At 63.2% G+C, this 22,143-nt stretch carries 22 protein-coding genes; all 22 read right to left on the bottom strand.

From position 1 onward, the window contains the following. Positions 1–2: 2 nt before the first annotated feature. Entirely contained in the window at positions 3–1,682 is a 1,680-nt protein-coding gene (locus ACFPAH_RS01695) for a serine hydrolase (RefSeq protein ID WP_379739673.1), read from the bottom strand. 184 nt (positions 1,683–1,866) lie between these two features. Next, positions 1,867–2,289 (bottom strand): F0F1 ATP synthase subunit epsilon, encoded by a 423-nt coding sequence (locus ACFPAH_RS01690; RefSeq protein ID WP_379739670.1) that lies wholly within the window; start codon positions 2,287–2,289, stop codon positions 1,867–1,869. Positions 2,290–2,317: 28 nt separating this feature from the next. Then, positions 2,318–3,721: a F0F1 ATP synthase subunit beta gene (gene atpD, locus ACFPAH_RS01685; RefSeq protein WP_379739667.1), complete on the bottom strand. Its 1,404-nt coding sequence runs from the start codon at positions 3,719–3,721 to the stop codon at positions 2,318–2,320. 35 nt (positions 3,722–3,756) lie between these two features. Then, entirely contained in the window at positions 3,757–4,632 is an 876-nt protein-coding gene (atpG, locus tag ACFPAH_RS01680) for a F0F1 ATP synthase subunit gamma (protein ID WP_379739664.1), read from the bottom strand. A gap of 65 nt (positions 4,633–4,697) precedes the next feature. Next, positions 4,698–6,239: a F0F1 ATP synthase subunit alpha gene (gene atpA / locus ACFPAH_RS01675; RefSeq protein ID WP_379739661.1), complete on the bottom strand. Its 1,542-nt coding sequence runs from the start codon at positions 6,237–6,239 to the stop codon at positions 4,698–4,700. 101 nt (positions 6,240–6,340) lie between these two features. Next, positions 6,341–6,874, bottom strand: coding sequence for a F0F1 ATP synthase subunit delta (locus ACFPAH_RS01670; RefSeq protein WP_379739658.1), 534 nt, complete (start codon positions 6,872–6,874; stop codon positions 6,341–6,343). A 2-nt stretch (positions 6,875–6,876) separates the two neighbouring features. After that, a complete protein-coding gene (locus ACFPAH_RS01665) occupies positions 6,877–7,347 on the bottom strand; it encodes a F0F1 ATP synthase subunit B (RefSeq protein ID WP_379739655.1) in 471 nt (156 codons plus the stop codon). A gap of 74 nt (positions 7,348–7,421) precedes the next feature. After that, complete coding sequence (gene atpE / locus ACFPAH_RS01660; RefSeq protein WP_379739652.1) at positions 7,422–7,664, bottom strand: F0F1 ATP synthase subunit C; 243 nt, start codon at positions 7,662–7,664, stop codon at positions 7,422–7,424. A gap of 86 nt (positions 7,665–7,750) precedes the next feature. Next, on the bottom strand, positions 7,751–8,587 hold the full coding sequence (gene atpB, locus ACFPAH_RS01655; RefSeq protein WP_379739648.1) for a F0F1 ATP synthase subunit A: 837 nt from the start codon (positions 8,585–8,587) through the stop codon (positions 7,751–7,753). A 1-nt stretch (position 8,588) separates the two neighbouring features. Further along, positions 8,589–8,927, bottom strand: coding sequence for an ATP synthase subunit I (locus ACFPAH_RS01650; protein ID WP_379739645.1), 339 nt, complete (start codon positions 8,925–8,927; stop codon positions 8,589–8,591). A 322-nt stretch (positions 8,928–9,249) separates the two neighbouring features. After that, the gene (locus tag ACFPAH_RS01645) at positions 9,250–10,122 is read right to left on the bottom strand and encodes a ParB/RepB/Spo0J family partition protein (RefSeq protein WP_379739643.1); all 873 of its coding nucleotides are present in this window, start codon (positions 10,120–10,122) and stop codon (positions 9,250–9,252) included. A 31-nt stretch (positions 10,123–10,153) separates the two neighbouring features. Continuing rightward, positions 10,154–10,924 carry a ParA family protein gene (locus ACFPAH_RS01640; RefSeq protein WP_379739641.1) on the bottom strand — a complete coding sequence of 257 codons (771 nt, stop codon included), beginning with the start codon at positions 10,922–10,924 and terminating at the stop codon, positions 10,154–10,156. 109 nt (positions 10,925–11,033) lie between these two features. Continuing rightward, the gene (gene rsmG / locus ACFPAH_RS01635; RefSeq protein ID WP_379739638.1) at positions 11,034–11,678 is read right to left on the bottom strand and encodes a 16S rRNA (guanine(527)-N(7))-methyltransferase RsmG; all 645 of its coding nucleotides are present in this window, start codon (positions 11,676–11,678) and stop codon (positions 11,034–11,036) included. After that, a complete protein-coding gene (mnmG, locus tag ACFPAH_RS01630) occupies positions 11,675–13,609 on the bottom strand; it encodes a tRNA uridine-5-carboxymethylaminomethyl(34) synthesis enzyme MnmG (RefSeq protein ID WP_379739635.1) in 1,935 nt (644 codons plus the stop codon). Before mnmG ends, rsmG begins: the two co-directional genes overlap by 4 nt. 213 nt (positions 13,610–13,822) lie before the next feature. Beyond that, positions 13,823–14,593 carry a sulfite exporter TauE/SafE family protein gene (locus tag ACFPAH_RS01625; RefSeq protein ID WP_379739632.1) on the bottom strand — a complete coding sequence of 257 codons (771 nt, stop codon included), beginning with the start codon at positions 14,591–14,593 and terminating at the stop codon, positions 13,823–13,825. 104 nt (positions 14,594–14,697) lie between these two features. Further along, complete coding sequence (locus ACFPAH_RS01620; RefSeq protein ID WP_379739620.1) at positions 14,698–15,558, bottom strand: alpha/beta fold hydrolase; 861 nt, start codon at positions 15,556–15,558, stop codon at positions 14,698–14,700. Further along, a complete protein-coding gene (locus ACFPAH_RS01615) occupies positions 15,555–16,577 on the bottom strand; it encodes a branched-chain amino acid ABC transporter permease (RefSeq protein ID WP_379739617.1) in 1,023 nt (340 codons plus the stop codon). The genes ACFPAH_RS01620 and ACFPAH_RS01615 overlap by 4 nt, the downstream gene beginning before the upstream one ends. 3 nt (positions 16,578–16,580) lie before the next feature. Beyond that, complete coding sequence (locus tag ACFPAH_RS01610) at positions 16,581–17,465, bottom strand: branched-chain amino acid ABC transporter permease (RefSeq protein WP_379739614.1); 885 nt, start codon at positions 17,463–17,465, stop codon at positions 16,581–16,583. 125 nt (positions 17,466–17,590) lie between these two features. After that, positions 17,591–18,796, bottom strand: a complete 1,206-nt coding sequence (locus ACFPAH_RS01605) for an ABC transporter substrate-binding protein (RefSeq protein ID WP_379739611.1) — start codon at positions 18,794–18,796, stop codon at positions 17,591–17,593. A 52-nt stretch (positions 18,797–18,848) separates the two neighbouring features. Continuing rightward, positions 18,849–19,556, bottom strand: coding sequence for an ABC transporter ATP-binding protein (locus ACFPAH_RS01600; RefSeq protein WP_379739609.1), 708 nt, complete (start codon positions 19,554–19,556; stop codon positions 18,849–18,851). After that, positions 19,553–20,323, bottom strand: coding sequence for an ABC transporter ATP-binding protein (locus tag ACFPAH_RS01595; protein ID WP_379739606.1), 771 nt, complete (start codon positions 20,321–20,323; stop codon positions 19,553–19,555). Before ACFPAH_RS01595 ends, ACFPAH_RS01600 begins: the two co-directional genes overlap by 4 nt. 183 nt (positions 20,324–20,506) lie before the next feature. After that, on the bottom strand, positions 20,507–22,138 hold the full coding sequence (locus tag ACFPAH_RS01590; protein WP_379739603.1) for a GMC family oxidoreductase: 1,632 nt from the start codon (positions 22,136–22,138) through the stop codon (positions 20,507–20,509). Positions 22,139–22,143 lie beyond the last annotated feature (5 nt).

Raw genomic sequence — 22,143 nt, 5'->3', positions numbered from 1 at the left:
CCTTACAGCTTCGGCGCGCGGATCTGCCGGCCGTTCTGGTGCAGCACCAGGTGGCTGCTGTCGGCGCCGGCGAAATGCACCTCGGCCTCGATGTCGCGCGCGAAGAACACGGTCTCGCTGGCAGGAAGGATCTCGAGCTTCGGCTGGCCGGTCGCCTGGGCATAGTAGCGCTCGCCCTCGCGGCTCAGTGCAAGCACAAAGCCCGGCGCCAGCTCATAGCGCCCGACCCGCGCGTCGAAGGCGGCGTCGCTGATCTTGACGGCCTGGCGTGCGGCGGGGACCTCGCCGATGCGTGCTTGCCGGGTCGCCTGGCCGTCGTGGTATTGCGTTACATGGGTCACCGCACCCTTGCCATCCTGGCCGAACTCGAAATGGTCGAGCGCATCCGTCATGAAGAAGCCGGTGGGCGAGTAGGCTTTCAGTCTCACCGACGGGCGGCCGCTGCGTTGCATGGTGAGGGCGTCGCCATCGCGGCGGAAGGTGCGCGTGGTCGATTTGTCGACCTCGTAGACACCGGTATAGCGCTCGAGCGTGGCGGCATCGAGGGCGATCTCCTTGAAGTCGCGGTAGGGCTTGCCGATGGCAATGGCGGCCGCCTTGTTCGCCACCACGCCCGGGTTGACCAGGCCGCCATCGGCATTGCTGAGTACCGCGACGTACACCTTGTGTTCGGGCAGGCGCTGGGCATAGGTATTAAAACCGTTGATGGCGCCGCCGTGCGCGATGACCGGCGTGCCCAGCAACTCGCGCACTTCCCAGCCATAGCCGTAACCGGTCGATTTGCCGTCGGCCAGCGTGTACGGCGTGAACGCGCGCTTCCAGCTGCCTGGCTTCAACAGCTTGCCGGCGCCGATGGCATTGTCCCAGCGCGCCAGGTCGTCGACGCTCGACACCAGCGCGCCGGCGGCGTAAGGCTGCGTCATGCTCAATGCAGCGCTGTGCGCGTAGGCCTGGCCCTCGCGCGAGTGCCCCAGGGCGCGCAGCGCCTTGCCGCGCTCATGGCCCTCGTAGGCGGTGTCCTTCATGCCGAGCGGTATAAAAATGCGTTGCTCGACGAAGGAGGCGTAGGGCTGGCCCGCTACTTTTTCGATGATCGCGCCGAGCAGGAAGTAACCCGAATTGTTGTAGCGGTAGCGCGTGCCCGGCTCGAATTCCAGGGGATCGTTCTTGAAACTGTCGATCATCTGGGCGACCGTCAGGTCCTTCGTCATGGTCGCCGCGAAACCCGGCTTGCCGGTATAGCTGACGATGCCCGAGGTATGGGTCAGCAGGTGTTCGACCGTGATTTTTTTACCGGCGGCCGGGTAATCGGGGAAGAAGCGCGTGATGTCGTCGGTCAGGGCCAGCTTGCCCTCGTCGGCCAGCATCAGGATGGCCACCGCCGTGAACTGCTTCGTGATCGAGCCCAGGCGCAGCACCGTGTCCGGCGTCAGCGCCTGCTTGCCGACGCTGTCGGCCATGCCGTAGGCCTTGCGGAACACCGTCTTGCCGTCCTTGACGACGATGACGGTGGCGCCCGGTTCGTTGGCCTTGTAGAAGCCGCCGATGGCGGCGTCGATGCTGGCCGCGAGCGCGGACGGCGACTGCGCCGACTGGACATCCGCAGGCGCGGCCTGGGCAGCGGCCAGCGGTGCGCCGGTCAGGACGAGTACGGCAAGGCAGACTGCGGAAAGTTTCAGCATGGCGGACATCCCTCTGTCATATTGGTATGCGAGGACTGTACGGTTTCGGTAGCTACCGAACAACGTGTTGTGGATGAACTGCCGAAAACGGGGAGTGGGCTGCCGTAAAGACGGATGGGCGCGGCTGAATAAAAAAAGGCAGCCCGAAGGCTGCCTTTGTGCATTGCTGCTGCGTGCTGAAGAATTACCGACCGCGCGAACGCAGTTTCTGGATCGCCGCCAGCTGCGCGATCGCGGAAGCCAGTTCGGCCTGCGCTTTCGCGTAGTCGATCTGCGCGTCCTGCGACTGCATCAGCTCTTCGGCTTCCTTCTTCGCCTGTTGCGCTTTTGCTTCGTCCAGGTCGCCACCGCGGATCGCGGTGTCGGCCAGGACCGTCACGCCGTTCGGCTGCACCTCGAGGATACCGCCGGCGACGAAGACGAACTCCTCGTTGCCGCCGGTCGTCTGGATGCGCACGGCACCCGGGCGGATCCGCGTGATCAGCGGGGTGTGCTTCGGGTAGATACCCAGCTCGCCCGCTTCACCCGGCAACGCGACGAATTCGGCTTCGCCCGAGAAGATGCTTTCCTCGGCCGAGACCACGTCAACGTGAAATGTGTTTGCCATGTGTGTCCTTCAGGTTGAAGAAGCCGACTTAGGCAGCCAGTTTCTTGGCTTTTTCGATTGCTTCCTCGATGGTGCCGACCATGTAGAACGCCTGCTCCGGCAGGTGGTCCAGTTCGCCCGACGCGATCATCTTGAAGCCCTTGATCGTGTCTTTCAGCGAAACGTACTTGCCTGGCGCGCCAGTAAACACTTCAGCGACGTGGAACGGCTGCGACAGGAAACGCTGCATCTTACGTGCACGGGCCACCAGCAGCTTGTCTTCCGGTGCCAGTTCGTCCATGCCCAGAATCGCGATGATGTCGCGCAGTTCCTTGTAGCGCTGCAGGGTGCCCTGGACGGCGCGCGCGGTGTCGTAGTGTTCCTGGCCGACGACCAGCGGGTCGAGCTGGCGCGAGGTCGAGTCGAGCGGGTCGACTGCAGGGTAGATACCCAGCGAGGCGATGTCACGCGACAGAACGACGGTCGAGTCGAGGTGGGCGAAGGTGGTGGCAGGCGACGGGTCGGTCAAGTCATCCGCAGGGACGTAGACGGCCTGGATCGAGGTGATCGAACCGGTCTTGGTCGAGGTGATGCGCTCTTGCAGGCGGCCCATCTCTTCGGCCAGGGTCGGCTGGTAGCCCACCGCCGACGGCATACGGCCCAGCAGTGCCGAGACTTCGGTACCGGCCAGCGTGAAGCGGTAGATGTTGTCGACGAAGAACAGAACGTCTTTACCTTCGTCACGGAAGGCTTCGGCCATGGTCAGGCCGGTCAGCGCGACGCGCAGGCGGTTGCCTGGCGGTTCGTTCATCTGGCCGTAGACCATCGCGACCTTCGAGTTTTCAGGCGTTTCCAGGTCGACGACCTTGGCGTCCGCCATCTCGTGGTAGAAGTCGTTACCTTCGCGGGTACGCTCACCGACGCCGGCGAACACGGACAGGCCCGAGTGCGCTTTGGCGATGTTGTTGATCAGTTCCATCATGTTGACGGTCTTGCCGACGCCGGCGCCGCCGAACAGGCCGACCTTACCGCCCTTGGCGAACGGGCAGACCAGGTCGATGACCTTGATGCCGGTTTCCAGCAGGTCGGTCGATGGCGACAGTTCGTCGTATGCAGGAGCGGTGCGGTGGATCGATGCCATGCGCTCGTTGCTGACCGGACCGCATTCGTCGATCGGGTTGCCCAGCACGTCCATGATGCGGCCCAGGGTCGCAGTGCCGACTGGCACCATGATCGGGTTGCCGGTGTTCTGGATAATCATGCCGCGACGCAGGCCTTCCGAGCTGCCCAGTGCAATGGTACGGACGATGCCGTCACCCAGCTGCTGCTGTACTTCCAGGGTCAATTCCGAGCCTGCCATTTTCAGTGCGTCGAAAACCTTCGGCATGGCGTTACGTGGGAATTCCACGTCAACCACTGCGCCGATACACTGAACGATTTTGCCATCAGCCATGTTCGTTCCTTCAGATATAGTTAAATTCTTGTCGTTTAGACCGCTGCCGCACCGGCGACGATCTCGGAGAGTTCTTTGGTAATCGCTGCCTGGCGGGTCTTGTTGTAGACCAGCTTCAGTTCGCCGATGACGCTGCCTGCGTTGTCGCTTGCTGCCTTCATCGCAACCATGCGTGCCGATTGCTCGGACGCCAGGTTTTCCGCGACAGCCTGGTACACCAGGGCCTCGACATAGCGCACCAGCAGTTCGTCGATGACGACTTGCGGTTCCGGCTCGTAGATGTAATCCCACGAGATCGCGCCCTTGTCGGCTTCCATGTGCCGGGCCGGCAGCGGGAGCAGTTGCTCGACCACCGGTTCCTGCTTCATCGTGTTGATGAACTTGGTGTAGCAGATGTAGACGGCGTCCAGCTGGCCATCCTGGTATGCGTCGAGCATGACCTTGATCGGGCCGATCAGCTTGTCCAGGTGCGGGGTGTCGCCGATCTGGGTCGCGGACGACACGATCGGCACGCCGACGCGGTTCAGGAAGCCCAGGCCCTTGTTGCCGATGGCAACTGCCTCGACACGGCTGCCTGCTGCGCTAAATTCCTTCGACTTCAGCGTTACCTGGCGCAGGATGTTGGTGTTCATGCCGCCGCACAGACCCTTGTCGGTCGTGACGACGATGAAACCCACTGCCTTTGCCTGCACGTGCTTGGCTTGCGCCATGAAGACGTGCGTGTACTCCGGGTTTGCGCCGGCCAGATTGGCGGTGATGTTCCGAATTTTTTCACTGTAGGGACGGGCGGCGCGCATCCGGTCCTGCGCCTTGCGCATCTTGGATGCGGCGACCATTTCCATCGCCTTGGTGATCTTCTTCGTATTCTCTACGCTCTTGATCTTGCCACGAATCTCTTTGCCTACTGCCATGAGTCCTTACTCCTTCCGGTCACCCGGCAGCGCATGCGAACACGCGCTGCCGGGTCATCCATTCATTAAAATGCGCCGGATTTTTTGAAATCAGCAATGGCGGCGGCGAGTGCAGCTTCGCTGTCCTTGTCCAGTTGCTTGGTTTCTTCGATCTTCGACAGGAGCCCGGCTTGCTTGGTCTTCAGGTAGCCGTGCAGGCCTGCCTCGAACGGCAGCACTTGCTTGACTTCGATGTCGTCGAAATAGCCCTTGTTGACGGCGAACAGCGAGGCGGCCATCAGCGAGATCGGCAGCGGCGAGTACTGAGGCTGCTTGAGCAGCTCGGTCACGCGTGCGCCACGGTCCAGCTGCTTGCGGGTCGACTCGTCCAGGTCCGATGCGAACTGCGCGAACGCAGCCAGTTCACGGTACTGCGCCAGGTCGGTACGGATACCGCCCGACAGGCCCTTGATGACCTTGGTCTGGGCAGCGCCACCGACGCGCGACACGGAAATACCGGCGTTGATCGCAGGACGGATACCGGCGTTGAACAGCGAGGTCTCCAGGAAGATCTGGCCGTCGGTAATCGAAATCACGTTGGTCGGCACGAAGGCGGAAACGTCGCCCGCCTGGGTTTCGATGATCGGCAGTGCGGTCAGCGAACCGGTTTTACCGGTGACGGCGCCGTTGGTGAAGTTCGACACGTAGTCGGCGTTCACGCGTGCTGCGCGCTCGAGCAGACGGCTGTGCAGGTAGAACACGTCGCCTGGGTAAGCTTCGCGGCCTGGTGGGCGGCGCAGCAGCAGCGAAATCTGGCGGTAGGCAACAGCCTGCTTCGACAGGTCGTCATACACGATCAGCGCGTCTTCGCCGCGGTCGCGGAAGTATTCGCCCATCGCGCAGCCCGAGTAGGCCGAGATGTATTGCATGGCAGCCGATTCCGACGCCGAGGCGGCGACGACGATCGTGTACTCCATCGCGCCGTGCTGCTCGAGCGAGCGCACGATGTTCTTGATGGTCGATGCCTTCTGGCCGATTGCGACGTACACGCAGGTGACGTTCTGGCCCTTCTGGTTGATGATCGCGTCGACCGCGACGGCCGATTTGCCGGTCTGGCGGTCGCCAATGATCAGCTCGCGCTGGCCACGGCCGATCGGCACCATCGCGTCGATCGACTTGATGCCGGTCTGCATCGGCTGCGAGACGGACTCACGGGCGATGACGCCCGGGGCGATCTTTTCGATCGGCGCGGTCAGCGCCGTGTTGATCGGACCCTTGCCGTCGATCGGCTGGCCCAGGGCGTTGACCACGCGGCCACGCAGTTCGGGACCGATCGGCACTTCCAGGATGCGGCCGGTCGTCTTGACGGTGTCGCCTTCCGAGATGTGCTCGTACGCGCCCAGGATGACCGAACCGACCGAGTCGCGCTCGAGGTTCATCGCCAGGCCGAAGGTATTGCCAGGGAATTCCAGCATCTCGCCCTGCATCACGTCCGACAGACCATGGATGCGGCAGATACCGTCGGCGACGGAGATCACCGTGCCTTGATTGCGAACGTCAGCCGACCCTTCGAGGCCCTGGATGCGGCTCTTGATCAGTTCGCTGATTTCAGATGAATTAAGTTGCATGAGTGCTAACTCCTAATAGTTTCTTGATGCGTAGGGCAAGGTCGTGAGATGCCGGCCGACGGTACAAAGTTCCGGTACGAAGTGTCAGTGCGAACGTCCGCTTACGCGACCAGCGCAGCGTGCATCTGCTGCAGCTTGGCGCGCACCGAGGTATCGAGCACTTCATCGCCGACCAGCACGCGCACGCCACCGATCAGCGACGGGTCGACGGTGATGGTCGGATTGAGCTTGCGGCCGAATTTCTTTTCCAGCGTACCGACCAGTTGCGACACCTGGCCATCGGACATGGCGAAGGCCGAGGCGATCTCCGCGTCGGCGGCGCCGGCCTGGGCGTTCTTGAGCACCTGGAACTGCTCGCCGATTTGCGGCAGCAGTGCGATACGGTCGTTCTCGGCCAGCATCGTCAGGAAGTTCGAAGCCTCAGGCGTCACCGGCGACTTCACCAGCGAGCTCAAGGTGGCGACGAGGTCGGGAGCCGTCACGTTCGGATTGGCGGCAAACGCCTGCACATCAGGATTGGCGCCGACTTGTGCCAGTTCGGACACGAGTTCGGACCAGGCTGCCATGTTGCCTTGTTCGGCAACACGGAACAGCGCTTCGGCGTAGGGACGGGCGACGGTTGCGAGTTCAGCCATGATTACAGCTCGGCCGACAGTTGCGACAGCAGGGCGGCGTGCGCGTCTGCGTTCACTTCGCGCTTGAGGATCTGCTCGGCGCCTTGGACTGCCAGGGCAGCCACTTGGCCACGCAGTTCTTCGCGCACGCGCGTCACTTGCTGCTCGGCGTCGGCGCGGGCAGCGGCGACGATACGGGCGGCTTCTTCAGCAGCGGTCTTCTTGGCTTCGTCGATGATCAGCGCGGCGCGCTTTTCGGCGTCGGCGATGCGCTTCTGGCCTTCGTCACGGGCGCCAGCCAGTTCGGCTTGCACGCGCTTCTCGGCGGCGGCCAGGTCAGCCTTGCCGCGGTCGGCAGCGGCCAGGCCGTTGGCGATCCTGTCGGCGCGCTCGTCGAGCGCTTTCATCAGCGGCGGCCACACGAATTTCATCGTGAAGAGCGCCAGGACGAAGAAGACAGCGAACTGGGCAAACAGGGTTGCGTTAAGGTTCACGGTATTTTCCTTCTCACAAAAACGGATGCCGAACCGCGGTGGTTCGGCCCTTCAAAACCTGAGATGCGTTTCGCTTAGCCGGTGAACGGGTTGGCGAAGGCGAACAGCATGGCGATACCAACGCCGATCAGGAATGCCGCGTCGATCAGACCGGCCAGCAGGAACATCTTGGTCTGCAGGGTGTTCATCAGTTCTGGCTGACGTGCAGAAGCTTCGAGGTATTTACCGCCCATGATTGCGATACCGATACAAGCACCGATAGCGCCGAGGCCGATGATCAAACCGCAAGCCAGTGCAACAAAAGAAAGGTCAGTCATGTTTACTCCAAAAAGTTAATTTAAAAGCTAGATTAAAAACTACAACTTCGTTACAACCACTATCCGTTCGATGCTTGCGGCGCCGATCAGTGGCCTTCGTGGGCCTGACCGAGGTACACCAGCGTCAGCATCATGAAAATGAATGCCTGCAGGAACACGATCAGGATGTGGAAGATCGCCCAGATCGAGCCGGCAATCACGTGGCCGGCGAAACCGAAAATGGTTGCCGTCGAGCCAAGCAAAGCGATCAAGAGGAACAGCAGCTCACCGGCAAACATGTTGCCGAACAGTCGCATACCGAGCGACACCATTTTTGCTGCGTATTCGATGATGTTCAGCAGCAGGTTGAACGGCGCCATCATGATGCCGAACGGTGCTGCGAACAATTCGTGGAGCCAGCCGCCGAAGCCCTTGATCTTGATGCCGTAGTACAGCATCAGGACCAGCACGCCCAGCGAAATGCCGATGGTGCCGTTCAGGTCGGCGGTAGGGACCGCACGGTGGTAAGGGAACAGGTGCTCGACGCCGAACCATTTGAAGGCTTCCGAGAACAGGTCGACCGGCAGGAAGTCCATCATGTTCATCAGCGAGACCCAGACGAACACGGTCAGCGCGGCCGGGGCGATGAAGCTGCGGTCGCCGTGGACGATGGTCTTGGCCTGGTTGTCGACCATTTCGAAGAGGATCTCGACGGCAGCTTGGAAGCGGCCCGGCACGCCCGAGGTGGCGCCGCGCGCGGCCTTCCACAACAGCAGGCAGCCGATCACGCCCATCAGGACCGACCAGAAGATGGTGTCGTAGTGAATGACCGAAAAGTCGACCGGACCTTCCTGGTGCGTATTCGCGAGGTGTCCCAGGTGGTGCTTGATGTACTCGCCTGCGGTGGGCGCGTGGTGTGCTGCGCCTTCTACGGTTGTCGTCATGTCAGTGCCTAAATAATAAGAATATGTAACTTTTTAGCGCCACGATGAACCCGGCGAGTAGCGCCAGCCAGTTCAGGTCGTGGTACAGCCACGCAGTTGCCGCCAACAGGGCAAGCGTTAACGCAATCTTTACAAATTCCCAGATGAAAAATGTCGCAGGGTTGGCCCCGCCAGGCGCATGGGTGCCGGCGTACAGACGCAGCGCCATGATGGCGTTGGGCACAACACAACAGATTCCCCCGAGTACCGCCGAAAGCGCCGCAGGCCATCCCCCCAGTAATGCGGCGAGTACGCCAACGATTACTGTTGCGATCAATTGCAGGGAGACCAGGCGCAACATTGTTATTTTCTCGCCTTGGCCATTGGAACCGAGTTACGGTGTGGTAATTACATGAATCAGCGGGATTATAAGTTCCTTCGTGTGTATGAGTCAAACGATTCCGGCTGTGAATAATTCGCCGGCGGGGCCGTAAATGTGTCTTAAATATTGTAGAAATGGCCATGTTCTGCCGCGGCGCGCCGCCTTCCCCATGCAGGGTTGCCATGAAAAAAGGCCGGCATGCGCCGGCCTCCCCTCTGTCGTCCGCTGTTGGCTACCCGGAAACGCCGCGCGCTACCGTAGTTTTACTGTAGCGTGGATGCATCGGCAGCAGCTGTGCTGGTTAGGCGCGCAGGCGGGCTAGCACCCCTTCCAGGATGTCGAGGTCGGCAAAGTCGATGATCATCTGGCCGCGGCCCTTCGGCCCCATCTTGAACACGACCGGGGTCGCCAGCTTGTCCGACAGCTCTTCCTCAAGACGCACGATATCGCCCGACTTGTCTTTTACGCGCGCGGCAGGGGCCGGGTTGGCCTGCTCTTCCAGCGCGCGCGCCACCAGCTTTTCCGTTTCGCGCACCGACAGCCGTTTCGCGATCACCTGGTTCGCCAGCGTGATCTGGCTCGCGCTGTCGACCGACAGCAAGGCGCGCGCATGTCCCATGTCGATGTCGCCCGCCATCAGCATGGTCTGCACCGGCTGGGCCAGGTTCACCAGGCGCAGCAGGTTGGAGACGGCGCTGCGCGAACGCCCGACCGCCGTCGCCGCCTGCTCATGGGTAAAGTCGAAGTCGGAGATCAGGCGCGCGATGCCTTGCGCCTCTTCCAGGGGATTCAAGTCTTCGCGCTGGATGTTCTCGATCAGGGCCATCGCGGCGGCGGCCTGGTCGTCGACCTCGCGCACCAGCACCGGAATCTCGTCGAGGCCGGCAATCTGCGCCGCGCGAAAGCGCCGTTCGCCGGCGATGATCTCGTAGCGGCCGCCATGCTCGCCACTGAGCGGGCGCACCAGCACCGGCTGCATCACGCCCTGGCTTTTGATGGAGGCGGCCAGCTCGTTGAGCGCGCCCTCGTCCATCCGGGTGCGTGGCTGGTATTTGCCCGCCTGCAGCTGCAGGATCGGCAGCGCCGACGGCGCGCCGCTTGGGGCCGGCTCGGCGTCGCCGCCCAGCAGTGCATCGAGACCGCGTCCCAGGCCCTTGAGTTTTTTCGTCGCCATTCTGGATAACTCTCCGTTCTACTCTGTAGCGTTACATTGTCTTGATGCGCTCGACCATTTCGGCCCCGAACGCGATATACGCCTGCGCGCCCTTCGACGAGGGATCGAAGACGACGCCGGGAATGCCGTAGGACGGCGCTTCGGCCAGCCGCACGTTGCGCGGGATGATGGTTTTGAAGACCTTGCCGCCGAAGTGCTGCTCGAGCTGGGCCGAGACCTGCTGCGAAAGTGTCATGCGCGGATCGAACATCACGCGCAGCAGGCCGATGATTTTCAAGTCGGTGTTCAGGTTCGCGTGCACCTTCTTGATCGTGTTGACCAGGTCCGACAAGCCCTCGAGCGCGTAGTACTCGCACTGCATCGGGATGATCACGCCATGCGCTGCGCATAAACCGTTCAGGGTCAGCATCGACAGCGCGGGCGGACAGTCGACCAGGATGAAATCGTAGTCGGCGTCGACCTTGGCCAGGGCGTCCTTCAGGCGCCGCTCGCGGTTGTCGAGTTCGACCATCTCGACTTCGGCGCCGGCCAGCTCGCGGTTGGCGGGCAGCACGTCGAAACGGCCGGCCTCGGAGCGCACGCGCGCGGCGTCCACTTCCGCTTCCCCGAGCAGCACCTGGTAAGTGGAGGTTTGCAGCGAGGCCTTGTTGATGCCGGCGCCCATCGTCGCGTTACCCTGCGGGTCGAGGTCGACCAGCAGCACGCGCTGGTCGAGCTTGGCCAGGCCGGCCGACAGGTTCACGCTGGTGGTCGTCTTGCCGACGCCGCCCTTCTGGTTTGCAACGCAAAATATTTTTGCCATCTATTCTTTCCGGACGCGACAACATCGACTCATACAGTTCATATGGATTAAACCGTATAAATGGTTTAATCTAGGTAAACTGTATAAATCATTTATATCGTTATCTTGGTTATGCCGATTTGGCGATGAAAACCAGGTGGCGTTCCGCTCCCAGTTTTGCCACGCTCAAAGGCCTCGATTCCTGCACCTTCCACTCCCGCGGAAGCCGCTCCTGCTCCTCCTTGGGCGCCACCCCTTTCAAGGCGATGAATTTTCCGCCCTCGGCCAGCAGGTGTCCGGACCAGTTGACGAAATCGGACAGGTCGGCAAAAGCGCGCGAGGTGATGACGTCGAACGGGCCGGCCTGCAAATCCTGCACCTTCATCGTGTACACGGTGACGTTGGTCAGGCCGAGTTCCGCTTTCACCTGGGTCAGAAAAGCGGTTTTCTTGTGCACGGTGTCGATCAGCGACAATTTCATGTCGGGCCGGGCAATGGCCAGCACGATGCCGGGCAAGCCGCCCCCTGCCCCGACGTCGAGCACGTTTTGCGCGCCCTCGAAAGCCGGCACCGCGGCCAGCGAATCGAGCAGGTGGTGGGTCACCATCTGCATCGGGTCGCGCAGCGAGGTGAGGTTGTAGACGCCGTTCCACTTGGCCATCAGGGCCAGGTAATCCATCAGTTGCTCGCGCTGGGCTGCCCACAGGGGCAGGTCCATGGCGTCGATGCCGTCGCTGAGCACGGCCATCAATTTTTCGCGATCAAAACCTCTCACTGGGCGGTCTCCTCGGTCGGGGTAGCAGTAAAGCCCTTGGCGCCGCGCTTTTTCAGGTGCACCAGCAGCAGGGAAATCGCGGCCGGCGTGACACCGGAGATGCGCGAGGCCTGGCCCAGGGTTTCCGGACGCTGCTTGTCGAGCTTCTGGCGCACCTCGATCGACAGTGCCGCGATCTCCAGGTAGTCCAGGTTGTCCGGCAATTTCAGGTTTTCGTAGTGGTCGTGACGCTCGACTTCCTTGGCCTGGCGGTCGATATAGCCGGCATATTTGAGCTGGATTTCGACCTGCTCCTTGACCGCAGGATCGGCCACGCCGGGCCCGGCCAGGGGCTGGCCTTCGAGGCCGGTCATCGTCATCAGGGTGTCGTAGCCGACGTTCGGGCGGCGCAGCAGGTCGGCCAGGTTGTATTCGCGCTCGAGCGCCTGCCCGACCACGCGCTCGGATTCGCTGCTTGCGAGGATGCGCGGGTTGACCCAGGTCGAGCGCAGGCGCTGCAGCTCGCGCGCCACCGCTTCGCGCTTGGTCTCGAAGGCTGCCCACTGGGCGTCGCCCACTACCCCTAACTTGCGCCCGATCTCGGTCAGGCGCATGTCGGCATTGTCTTCGCGCAGCGACAGGCGGTATTCGGCGCGGCTGGTAAACATCCGGTACGGTTCGGCCACGCCCTGGGTCGTGAGGTCGTCGACCAGCACGCCGAGATAGGCTTCAGAGCGGCCCGGGGTCCAGGCCTCCTGCCCCTTGGTTTGCAGCGCCGCGTTCATGCCGGCCAGCAGGCCCTGGGCCGCCGCCTCTTCGTAGCCGGTGGTGCCGTTGATCTGGCCGGCGAAGAACAGGCCGCGAATCGCCTTGGTTTCGAGCGAGGCTTTCAGGCCGCGCGGGTCGAAATAATCGTATTCGATGGCATAGCCGGGCCGCAAAATAAAGGCGTTCTCCATGCCCTTCATCGAGCGCACCAGGGCCAGCTGCACGTCGAACGGCAGGCTGGTCGAGATCCCGTTCGGGTAAATCTCGTGGGTGGTCAATCCCTCCGGCTCGAGGAAGATCTGATGCGATTCCTTCGAGGCAAAGCGGTGGATCTTGTCTTCGATCGAAGGGCAATAGCGGGGGCCGACACCTTCGATGACGCCGGTGTACATCGGGCTGCGGTCGAGACCGCTACGGATGATGTCGTGGGTCTGCGCATTCGTGTGCGTGACCCAGCACGGCACCTGGCGCGGGTGCATGGCGGCCGTGCCCATGGTCGAAAACACGGGCACCGGATCGAGGTCGCCCGGCTGTTCCGCCAGCTGCGAGTAATCGATGCTGCGGCCATCGATGCGCGGCGGCGTGCCGGTTTTCAGGCGTCCCTGCGGGAGTTTCAGCTCCTTCAGGCGGCTCGACAGTGCGACGGCGGCCGGGTCGCCGGCGCGGCCGGCCGTATGGTGTTGCAGCCCAACGTGGATTTTACCGTCCAAGAAAGTGCCAGCAGTCAACACCACGGCGCGGGCCCTGAACTGCAGGCCGATCTGGGTGACGGCGCCGACCACGCGGTCGCCCTCCACCATCAGGTCGTCCACGGCCTGCTGGAACAGCCACAGGTTCGGCTGCTGCTCGAGGCGCGAACGGATCGCCGCCTTGTACAGGATGCGGTCGGCCTGGGCGCGCGTGGCGCGGACCGCCGGTCCTTTCGACGAGTTCAGGATGCGGAACTGGATGCCGGATTCGTCGGTGGCAATCGCCATCGCGCCGCCCAGGGCGTCCACTTCCTTCACCAGGTGCCCCTTGCCGATCCCGCCGATGGAGGGATTGCAGGACATCTGGCCCAGCGTTTCAATATTGTGCGTCAGGAGCAGAGTCTTCTGTCCCATGCGCGCGGAAGCAAGCGCAGCCTCGGTACCGGCATGGCCGCCGCCGACGACGATCACGTCGAATTCAGTTGGAAATAGCATGATGGAAGAGTGAGGCGAGGAGTCTAATGCGCGATTATAGAATCTTTTGTCCTTGCAGACTCGGCTCGGCCGAAAAACAGGCAGCGTTTTGTTTCACGTGGAACATAAACAACACGCCGTTTTGGTACGTTCCACGTGAAACAATCCGGGTCGCTGACCGCCATGCAGACAAAAAAAGCCGGGCAAGCCCGGCTTTGTTTCACGTGAAACAGTCTAGCTGGCCCAGCGGACCACGGCATCGAAGGCCGTCTTGACGATCAAGGTCGAGACCACGACCAGGAACAGTTTACGGACAAAGGCACTCCCATGCTTGATTGCCAGCTTGGTGCCGACCAGCGAACCGGCGATCTGGCAGGCCGCCATCAGCAGGCCCAGCTGCCACAACAAATGGCCGCTGTAGCCGAACCACATCAGGGCCGACAGGTTGCAGGCGACATTCACGATCTTGGCGGCCGCCGAGGCGCTGAGGAAGTCAAAGCCGAAAAAGCGAACAAACAGGAAAATCAGGAAGCTCCCGGTGCCCGGCCCAAAGAAGCCATCGTAAAACCCGATCGCGGCACCAATGCCCACCGCCCACCAGCGCTCGGCCATCCCGCTGTGCACCGGCGCATGGACCGCGCCCAGGTCTTTCTTGCGGAAGGTATAGATTGCCACCGCCAACAAAATGAAGGGGAGCAAGGCGCGCACGAAATCCCCGGGGATCCGGGTGACGGTCCAGGCGCCGACGAAGGACAGGGCGAAGGCGGCCAGCGCGGCCGGCGCCGCAGCGCTCCAAGCCACCCGCACGCGGCGCGCATAATTCACGGCGGCGGCGCTGGTGCCGCAAATGCTGGCCAGCTTATTGGTGCCCAATAAAGTGGCAGGTACTTCTTTGGGGAGGAAAGAGAAGATGGCCGGCACCTGAATCAGGCCGCCGCCACCGACGACGGCGTCCACCAACCCGGCGAGGAAGGCTGCGCCGCCGAGCCACGCAAAATCAATCATGAGGAGATCCGACTACATTGAAGAGGTGAAATTGTACGGCAACTCGACCGTCCAACGTTCACCCTCCCCGCCTCCGGCCACGGGCCCGCGTGCCGATGCGCGCGCTACAGCGCGGCGCCGGCCCCGGAATGCGGCGCAGTCGTGCCTGCAAAAAAATTAAGCAGCAAGGCATTCACTTGCTCGGCGGCCGTCACTTGCAGCCAGTGGTCGGCGCCGTCGATGCGCTCATAGCGAAAACCCGCGCTCACGTAGTGGGCCGAGTCGACCATCTGCTGCTCGCCGAGCGCTGGGTCCAGGCTGCTCCAGATGCCCATCACCGGCACCGTCACCGCTTCCTTCTTGCTGGCGAACAGCAGGCCGCGCGGGACGTTCGCACGGTAATAATTCAGGGCTGCCGTCATCCGTTCCGGATCGCGCAGGCTGCGCCGCCAGTAGGAAACCTGCGTGCGGTCGGACGTAAAATGCCGCATCAAATAAAAATCGGCAGCCGCCAGCGAGCGCTCCGCCAGGCCCGGCACCATGAACCACAGCATGTAGGCGCTGCGCAGTTTCTGGTCAATGCCGGCGCGGCCGAAGGCGGCCGGGTGGCCGACCGAGAGCGCCACATATTGCTCGATGCGAGCCGGCGCCTCCATGCACAGCAGCCAGCCGACCAGCGCGCCCCAGTCGTGACCGACGAGGCGGGCCCGCTCGATACCCAGCAGGTCGAGCATCGCCAGCACGTCGGCGCAGACGTGTTCGAGCCGGTAGGCCGAGACGGCCTGCGGCGCATCGCTCTGGCCGTAGCCGCGCAGGTCGGGCGCCAGCACCCGGTAGCCGGCCTTGACCAGCGGCGCCACCTGCTTGCGCCACACCATGTGGGTATCCGGAAAACCGTGCAGCAGCACGACCGCCGGGCCCTGCCCCACACTGCGCACATGCATATGCAGTCCGTTGACGTTCAGGCGCAGCGATTCTTCCTTCATGCCGCCTCCCGGTCCTTGACCTGGACGATGCCGGCCCGGTCTCCGTCACGGCCGCGTTTGCCGCGCTCGAGCAGGGCGCCGAGCTCGCCCACGATGCCGCGCCTAAACAGCAACACGCAGACGATGAAGATCAGCCCGGTCACCATGCCGACCGATTCGCCCAGCGAACCGAACCAGGCGACGCCGGTCTGTTCGGCCAGCAGGTTGCCGATCTCGCCGAGCTTGTTTTCCAGCGCCACGATCAAGAGCGCGCCGATGATCGGACCGGCCATGGTCCCCATGCCCCCTACCAGCGTCATCAGGACGACGAGACCCGACATGGTCCAGTGGACGTCGGTCAGGGTCTCGAAGCCCAGCACGAGCGTTTTGGTGGCCCCTGCGAGGCCCGTGAGCGCTGCCGACAGCACGAAGGCGAGCAGTTTATAGCGATCGGCGTCATAGCCCAGGGACACGGCACGCGGCTCGTTTTCCTTGATCGCCTTTAAGACTTGTCCAAACGGCGAGTGCACGGTGCGCACGATCAGCGCGAAGCCGGCCACGACGATGGCCAGCACCACGTAGTACAGGGTCAGGTCGTTGGCCAGGTCGAGGGCGCCGAACAGGTGCCCGCGCGGCACGCCCTGCAGGCCGTCCTCGCCGCCGGTCAGGGGGCTGCGCAGCGCGGCGAAATACACCATCTGCGCCAGCGCCAGCGTGATCATCGAAAAATAAATGCCCTGGCGGCGGATCGCAAGGGCGCCGACGACCAGGCCGAGCAGGCTGCTGGCCGCCACCCCGGCCAGGATGCCGAGCTCGGGAGAAAGTCCCTTGGAGGCCAGCAGGTAACCGGTTACATAGCCGGCGCTGCCGAAAAAAGCGGCATGGCCGAACGAGAGCAGCCCGGTATAACCGATCAGCAGATTGAAGGCGCAGGCGAACAGGGCAAAGCACAGCAGCTTCATCAGGAACACCGGATAGCCGAAGAAGGGCGCCGCCAGCGCCAGCAGCAGCGCCAGCGCGTAGAGGATTCGTTTAGGCATCGTTCACTTCTCCTTCCCGAACAGGCCGGCCGGGCGCAGCAGCAGCACGATGACCATCACCACGAAGACGACCACTTCCGACCCTTCCGGATAATAAACCCGGGTAAACCCCTCGATCACGCCGAGCAGCAGGCCGGTGACGATCGAACCGAGGATCGAGCCCATGCCGCCGATCACGACCACGGCGAACACGACGATGATCAGGTTGGAACCCATCAGCGGCGTGACGTTGATGACGGGCGCCGCCAGCACCCCGGCCAGGCCCGCGAGGGCGACCCCGAAGCCATAGGTGAGCGTGACCATGCGCGGGACGTTGATGCCGAAGGCTTCGACCAGCTTCGGGTTTTCGGTACCGGCACGCAGGTAGGCGCCCAATCTCGTTTTTTCGATGACGAACCAGGTGCCGAGGCAGACGCTCAGCGAGGCCAGCACCACCCAGGCGCGGTAGTTGGGCAGGATCATGAAGCCGAGGTCGGTGGCGCCGGCCAGGCTGTCGGGCACGTCGAGGGTCTGGCCGGAGACGCCGAAGAAGGAGCGGAACACGCCCTCCAGCAAGAGCGTGATGCCGAAGGTCAGCAGCAGGCCGTACAGGTGGTCGAGCCCGTAGAGGCGGCGCAGCATGGTCCTTTCGATGACGATGCCGAAGGCGCCCACCACCAGCGGCGCGAGCACCAGCATCATCCAGTAGTTCAGGCCATACGAGGTGACGCCGATGAAGGCGGCAAAGGCGCCCATCATGTAGAGCGCCCCGTGCGAGAAATTGATGACGTTCAGCAGGCCGAAGATGACGGCCAGGCCGAGCGAGAGCATCGCGTAGAACGAGCCGTTGACCAGGCCCAGCAGGAGCTGGCTCATCAGGGCTGGCAGGGGGACGCCGAAGATTTCCATAGGTGGCCGGGGTAGGGTTCCGTAAACGTTGTATGGTGCATGCCTGCGTTGAACGGGCGGACGGGGGCCGTCCACCCGTTCACACCATGCGGTCGGCCCGGCGCCCTGCCCTGCTCAACAATCCATCACTTCCACGCCGCGCACTTGCTCTCGGCCTTGGTCGTGTATGCCTGCGCGCCCGGAATCGTCGCCACCAGCTTGTAGTAATCCCATGGATACTTCGATTCCGCCGGGGTTTTCACTTGCATCAGGTACATGTCGTGCACCATGCGGCCGTCGGGGCGGATCTCGCCGTTCTTGGCGAACATGTCGTTGATCTTGTGCGCTTTCAGGTAGGCCATCACCTTGGTCGCGTCGTCGGTGCCGAGCGCCTTGACCGCGTTCAGGTAGTTGGCGGTGGCCGAGTAGTCGGCCGCCTGCAGCATCGACGGCTGCTTCTTCATCTTGGCGAAATAACGCTTGGCCCAGGCGCGGGTGTCGGCATTCTGGTCCCAGTACCAGCCGTCGGTCAGGTACATGCCCTGGGTCGTGTTCAATCCCAGCGTATGGACGTCGTTGATGAAGACCAGCAAGCCGGCGACCTTCATCTTGTTGGTCAGGCCAAATTCACGCGCCGCCTTGATGGCGTTGATGGTGTCGCCGCCCGCGTTGGCCAGTCCCAGCACCTGCGCCTTCGACGCTTGCGCCTGCAACAGGAAGGACGAGAAATCCGAGGCCGAGAGCGGGTGGCGCACGCTGCCCAGCACCGTGCCGCCATTCTTCTTGACGACGTCGGCGGTGTCCTTTTCGAGCGACTGGCCGAAGGCGTAATCGGCGGTCAGGAAAAACCAGCTCTTGCCGCCCTGGCGGATCACGGCCGAACCGGTGCCGCGCGCGAGCGCCACCGTGTCGTAGGCGTAATGCACGGTGTAGGGCGAGCACTGTTCGTTGGTCAGTTGTGCGGTGCCGGAGCCGATGGCAATAAACACTTTTTTCTTCTCGGCGGCCACCTTCGCCATGGCCAGGCTGGCGCCGGAATTGGTGCCGCCGATCAGCATGTCGACCCCGCCCTGGTCGAACCATTCGCGCGCCTTGGAGGCGGCAATGTCGGGCTTGTTCTGGTGGTCGGCCACCATGAACTCGACCTTCTTGCCGGCCACCGCGCCGCCGAGGTCGGCAATCGCCATGCGCACCGCTTCGGCACCGCCCTTGCCGTCGACGTCGGAATAGACGCCGGACAGGTCGGTGATCATGCCGATCTTGATCGTGTCGCCGGAAATCTGCGCCTGGGCGGGCAGGCAGGTCGCGGCCAGGGCCGCGCTGGCGGCAAGGGTGAGGGCTGTGCGTTTCATCGTGTCTCCGTTGTTATCAAGGATGTCGTTGTCTGCTTGTCCGTTTATTCGCCTACACGCCGAGCAGTTCCGTCAGCAGCGGCATCCGGGCTTCGAGTTCGTGCGCCTGCACCGTTTCGACGATCGCGCCATGCTCGACCACGTGGAAGCGGTCGGCCAGCGGCGCGGCAAAACGAAAATTCTGTTCGACCATCAGGATCGTGTAGCCCCTGGCGCGCAAGGTCGTGATCATGCGCGCCAGGCTTTGCACGATGACCGGCGCCAGCCCCTCGGAAATCTCGTCGAGCAGCAGCAGCCGCGCGCCGGTGCGCAGGATACGCGCCACCGCCAACATCTGCTGCTCGCCGCCGGACAGGCGCGTGCCCTGGCTGTGGCGCCGCTCCTTTAAATTGGGAAACATCTCGTAGATCTCGTCGAGCGACATGGCCGTGCCGCCATGCGCCAGCGCGGGCGGCAGCAGCAGGTTTTCCTCGGCCGACAGCGAGGCGAAAATGCCCCGCTCTTCCGGGCAATAGCCGACGCCGAGGTGGGCGATGCGGTGGGTCGGCAAGCCGCTCGACTCCACGCCATGGATGCGGATCGAGCCGCTGCGGCGGCTGGTCAGGCCCATCACGGCGCGCAGCAACGTGGTACGGCCGGCGCCGTTGCGCCCGAGCAGGGTGACCACCTCGCCCGGCGCCAGCGTCAGGTCGATGCCGTGCAGGATGTGCGATTCGCCGTACCAGGCCTGCAGCTGGCGGATCTCGAGCGCCGCCGTCATGGATGGGCCCCTATGCTGGCGTCGGTGCTGCCCATATACGCCTCGATCACTTGCGGGTTGCCGGACACCTCGGCATAGCTGCCCTCGGCCAGCACGGCGCCGCGCTGAAGCACGGAAATACGGTCGCAGATGCCGGAAACGACGTGCATGTTGTGCTCGACCATCAGGATCGTGCGTCCTTGTGCCACTTTTTTGATCAGGGCCGTGACCCGGCCCACGTCTTCATGGCCCATGCCCTGGGTCGGCTCGTCGAGCAGCATCAGTTCCGGTTCCATCGCCAGCGTGGTCGCAATCTCGAGCGCGCGCTTGCGGCCATAGGGCAAGTCGGCGGTGACGCTGTCGGCCAGGCGCCCGAGGTCGACCTCGGCCAGGAGGGCCATGGCGCGCTCGTCGAGTTGCCGGAGCGAACGCTCGCTGCGCCAGAAATGAAAGCTGGTGCCCAGCTGGCGCTGCAGGCCGACGCGGACGTTCTGCAGCACCGTCAGGTGGGGAAAGACGGCCGAAATCTGGAAGGAGCGGATGATGCCCATGCGCGCGATCTGCGCCGGGCGCGCACGCGTGATGTCGCGGCCGTTGAACAGGATCTGCCCGGAACTGGGCACCAGGAATTTGGTGAGAAGATTGAAGCAGGTGGTCTTGCCGGCACCGTTCGGGCCGATCAAGGCGTGGATGTGGCCACGCTGTACGCGCAGGTCGACGTTGTTTACGGCAGTAAAACCCTTGAACTCCTTGGTCAGGCGCTTCGTTTCAAGAATCACATCCGCCATCGTCTCTCCCGTGCATTTTATTTCTAACTGCGAACGGTTTGCCTCAGGTGCTGCGCGACTACTTGTGGCAAATATTACACAGTTCAGCCACGAGCGACAATACAACGCTGCCATTGTGCGCGGCTGCACAGGCTCGCCGCCTGTGCCAACCGATTGTGCAAAATTGAACAGAAGAAAACAGGATCAGGCTGGATGCTGCTCGGCCAGGATCAATTCGGCCGCTTTTTCCGCGATCATCAGGGTCGGCGCGTTCGTATTCCCGGAGGTAATGAACGGCATGATCGAGGCGTCGACCACGCGCAGGCGCTCGACCCCGATCACGCGCAGGGCACTGTCGACCACGGCCGTCGGGTCGCCAATTGCCCCCATCTTGCAAGTGCCGACCGGGTGGAAAATCGTGGTGCCGATCAGGCCGGCGGCCTCGGCCAGCTCCTCCTCGGTGCGGTAGTGCGGTCCCGGCTTGAATTCCTGCGGCCGGTAGCGCGCCAGTGCCGGGGCGCCGACGATGCGGCGGGTCAGCGCCAGCGCCGCCGCCGCGGTGCGCCGGTCTTCACTGGTCGACAGGTAGTTCGGCGTGATTTTCGGCGCGGCGTAACTGTCGGAAGCCGCCAGGCGCACGTGTCCGCGCGAGCTCGGGCGCAGGTTGCAGACGCTGGCCGTAAAGGCAGGAAAGCCGTGCAGCGGATCGCCGAATTTTTCGAGCGACAGGGGTTGCACGTGGTATTGCAGGTCGGGCGTCGCCTGCTCCGGGCTGGACCTGGCAAAGGCGCCCAGCTGCGAGGGCGCCATCGACATCGGTCCGCTGCGCATGAATGCGTACTCGAGGCCGATTTTCATCTTCCCGAACCAGTTATTCGCGCTGGTATTCAAGGTTTTCACGCCGCTGACCCGGTACACCATCCGCAGCTGCAAATGGTCTTGCAGGTTATCGCCGACACCCGGCGCATCGACCAGCGGCGCGACGCCATGGCGCTGCAGGTGGGCGGCGGGGCCGATGCCCGACAGCTGCAGCAGATGGGGCGAGCCGATGGCGCCGGCGGCGAGCAGGGTTTCGCGCTGCGCGCGCGCCGTGAACGCGCGCCCGCCTCCCGTAAACTGCACGCCGCGGCAGACCGGGCCGGTGTCGAGCTGATCAAAGAGCAGGCGCTCGACATGACAGCCGGTCATGATGGTCAGATTCGGACGCTGGGCCGCCGGTTTCAAAAAGGCCTTCGCCGTATTCAGACGGATGCCGCGCCGCTGGTTGACCTCGAAATAGCCGGACCCGGCATTGTCTCCCGTATTGAAATCGTCGACCTTGGCGATGCCGGATTCGTCCAGCGCATCGCGAAACGCGTCCAGGATCTTCCACGACAGGCGCTGCCGTTCGACGCGCCATTCTCCCCCTGCCCCGTGGAATTCGCTGGCGCCCCGGTAATGGTCTTCGCTCTTCTTGAACAGGGGCAGCACCTGTTCCCAGCGCCAGGAATCGTCGCCGCAGGCCTCGGCCCAGCGCGCGTAATCCTGTTGCTGGCCGCGCATATAAATCATGCCGTTGATCGACGAGCTGCCACCCAGCACTTTCCCGCGCGGATAGATCAGCGCACGGCCGCCCAGGCCGGGATCGGCTTCGGTGTTGTACAGCCAGTCGGTGCGCGGATTGCCGATGCAGCGCAGGTAGCCGACCGGAATGTGGATCCACAGGTAATCGTCGCGCGCACCCGCTTCGATCAGGAGCACGGTCAGGTCCGGGTTGCGTGTCAGGCGATTGGCGAGGACACAGCCTGCGCTGCCGGCGCCCACGATGATGTAGTCGTATTCTCCGGCGGATTCCACGCAGG

Source organism: Massilia sp. GCM10023247, assembly GCF_042653325.1.
Classification (GTDB): Bacteria; Pseudomonadota; Gammaproteobacteria; order Burkholderiales; family Burkholderiaceae_D; genus Telluria.
This window is presented reverse-complemented; position numbering and strand designations above follow the sequence as displayed.

Coding starts and splice junctions, on each gene's coding strand:
- ACFPAH_RS01695 (WP_379739673.1), bottom strand. CDS start 1,682: ATGCTGAAACTTTCCGCAGTCTGCCTTGCCGTACTCGTCCTGACCGGC.
- ACFPAH_RS01690 (WP_379739670.1), bottom strand. CDS start 2,289: ATGGCAAACACATTTCACGTTGACGTGGTCTCGGCCGAGGAAAGCATC.
- atpD (WP_379739667.1), bottom strand. CDS start 3,721: ATGGCTGATGGCAAAATCGTTCAGTGTATCGGCGCAGTGGTTGACGTG.
- atpG (WP_379739664.1), bottom strand. CDS start 4,632: ATGGCAGTAGGCAAAGAGATTCGTGGCAAGATCAAGAGCGTAGAGAAT.
- atpA (WP_379739661.1), bottom strand. CDS start 6,239: ATGCAACTTAATTCATCTGAAATCAGCGAACTGATCAAGAGCCGCATC.
- ACFPAH_RS01670 (WP_379739658.1), bottom strand. CDS start 6,874: ATGGCTGAACTCGCAACCGTCGCCCGTCCCTACGCCGAAGCGCTGTTC.
- atpE (WP_379739652.1), bottom strand. CDS start 7,664: ATGACTGACCTTTCTTTTGTTGCACTGGCTTGCGGTTTGATCATCGGC.
- atpB (WP_379739648.1), bottom strand. CDS start 8,587: ATGACGACAACCGTAGAAGGCGCAGCACACCACGCGCCCACCGCAGGC.
- ACFPAH_RS01650 (WP_379739645.1), bottom strand. CDS start 8,927: ATGTTGCGCCTGGTCTCCCTGCAATTGATCGCAACAGTAATCGTTGGC.
- ACFPAH_RS01645 (WP_379739643.1), bottom strand. CDS start 10,122: ATGGCGACGAAAAAACTCAAGGGCCTGGGACGCGGTCTCGATGCACTG.
- ACFPAH_RS01640 (WP_379739641.1), bottom strand. CDS start 10,924: ATGGCAAAAATATTTTGCGTTGCAAACCAGAAGGGCGGCGTCGGCAAG.
- mnmG (WP_379739635.1), bottom strand. CDS start 13,609: ATGCTATTTCCAACTGAATTCGACGTGATCGTCGTCGGCGGCGGCCAT.
- ACFPAH_RS01625 (WP_379739632.1), bottom strand. CDS start 14,593: ATGATTGATTTTGCGTGGCTCGGCGGCGCAGCCTTCCTCGCCGGGTTG.
- ACFPAH_RS01620 (WP_379739620.1), bottom strand. CDS start 15,558: ATGAAGGAAGAATCGCTGCGCCTGAACGTCAACGGACTGCATATGCAT.
- ACFPAH_RS01615 (WP_379739617.1), bottom strand. CDS start 16,577: ATGCCTAAACGAATCCTCTACGCGCTGGCGCTGCTGCTGGCGCTGGCG.
- ACFPAH_RS01610 (WP_379739614.1), bottom strand. CDS start 17,465: ATGGAAATCTTCGGCGTCCCCCTGCCAGCCCTGATGAGCCAGCTCCTG.
- ACFPAH_RS01605 (WP_379739611.1), bottom strand. CDS start 18,796: ATGAAACGCACAGCCCTCACCCTTGCCGCCAGCGCGGCCCTGGCCGCG.
- ACFPAH_RS01600 (WP_379739609.1), bottom strand. CDS start 19,556: ATGACGGCGGCGCTCGAGATCCGCCAGCTGCAGGCCTGGTACGGCGAA.
- ACFPAH_RS01595 (WP_379739606.1), bottom strand. CDS start 20,323: ATGGCGGATGTGATTCTTGAAACGAAGCGCCTGACCAAGGAGTTCAAG.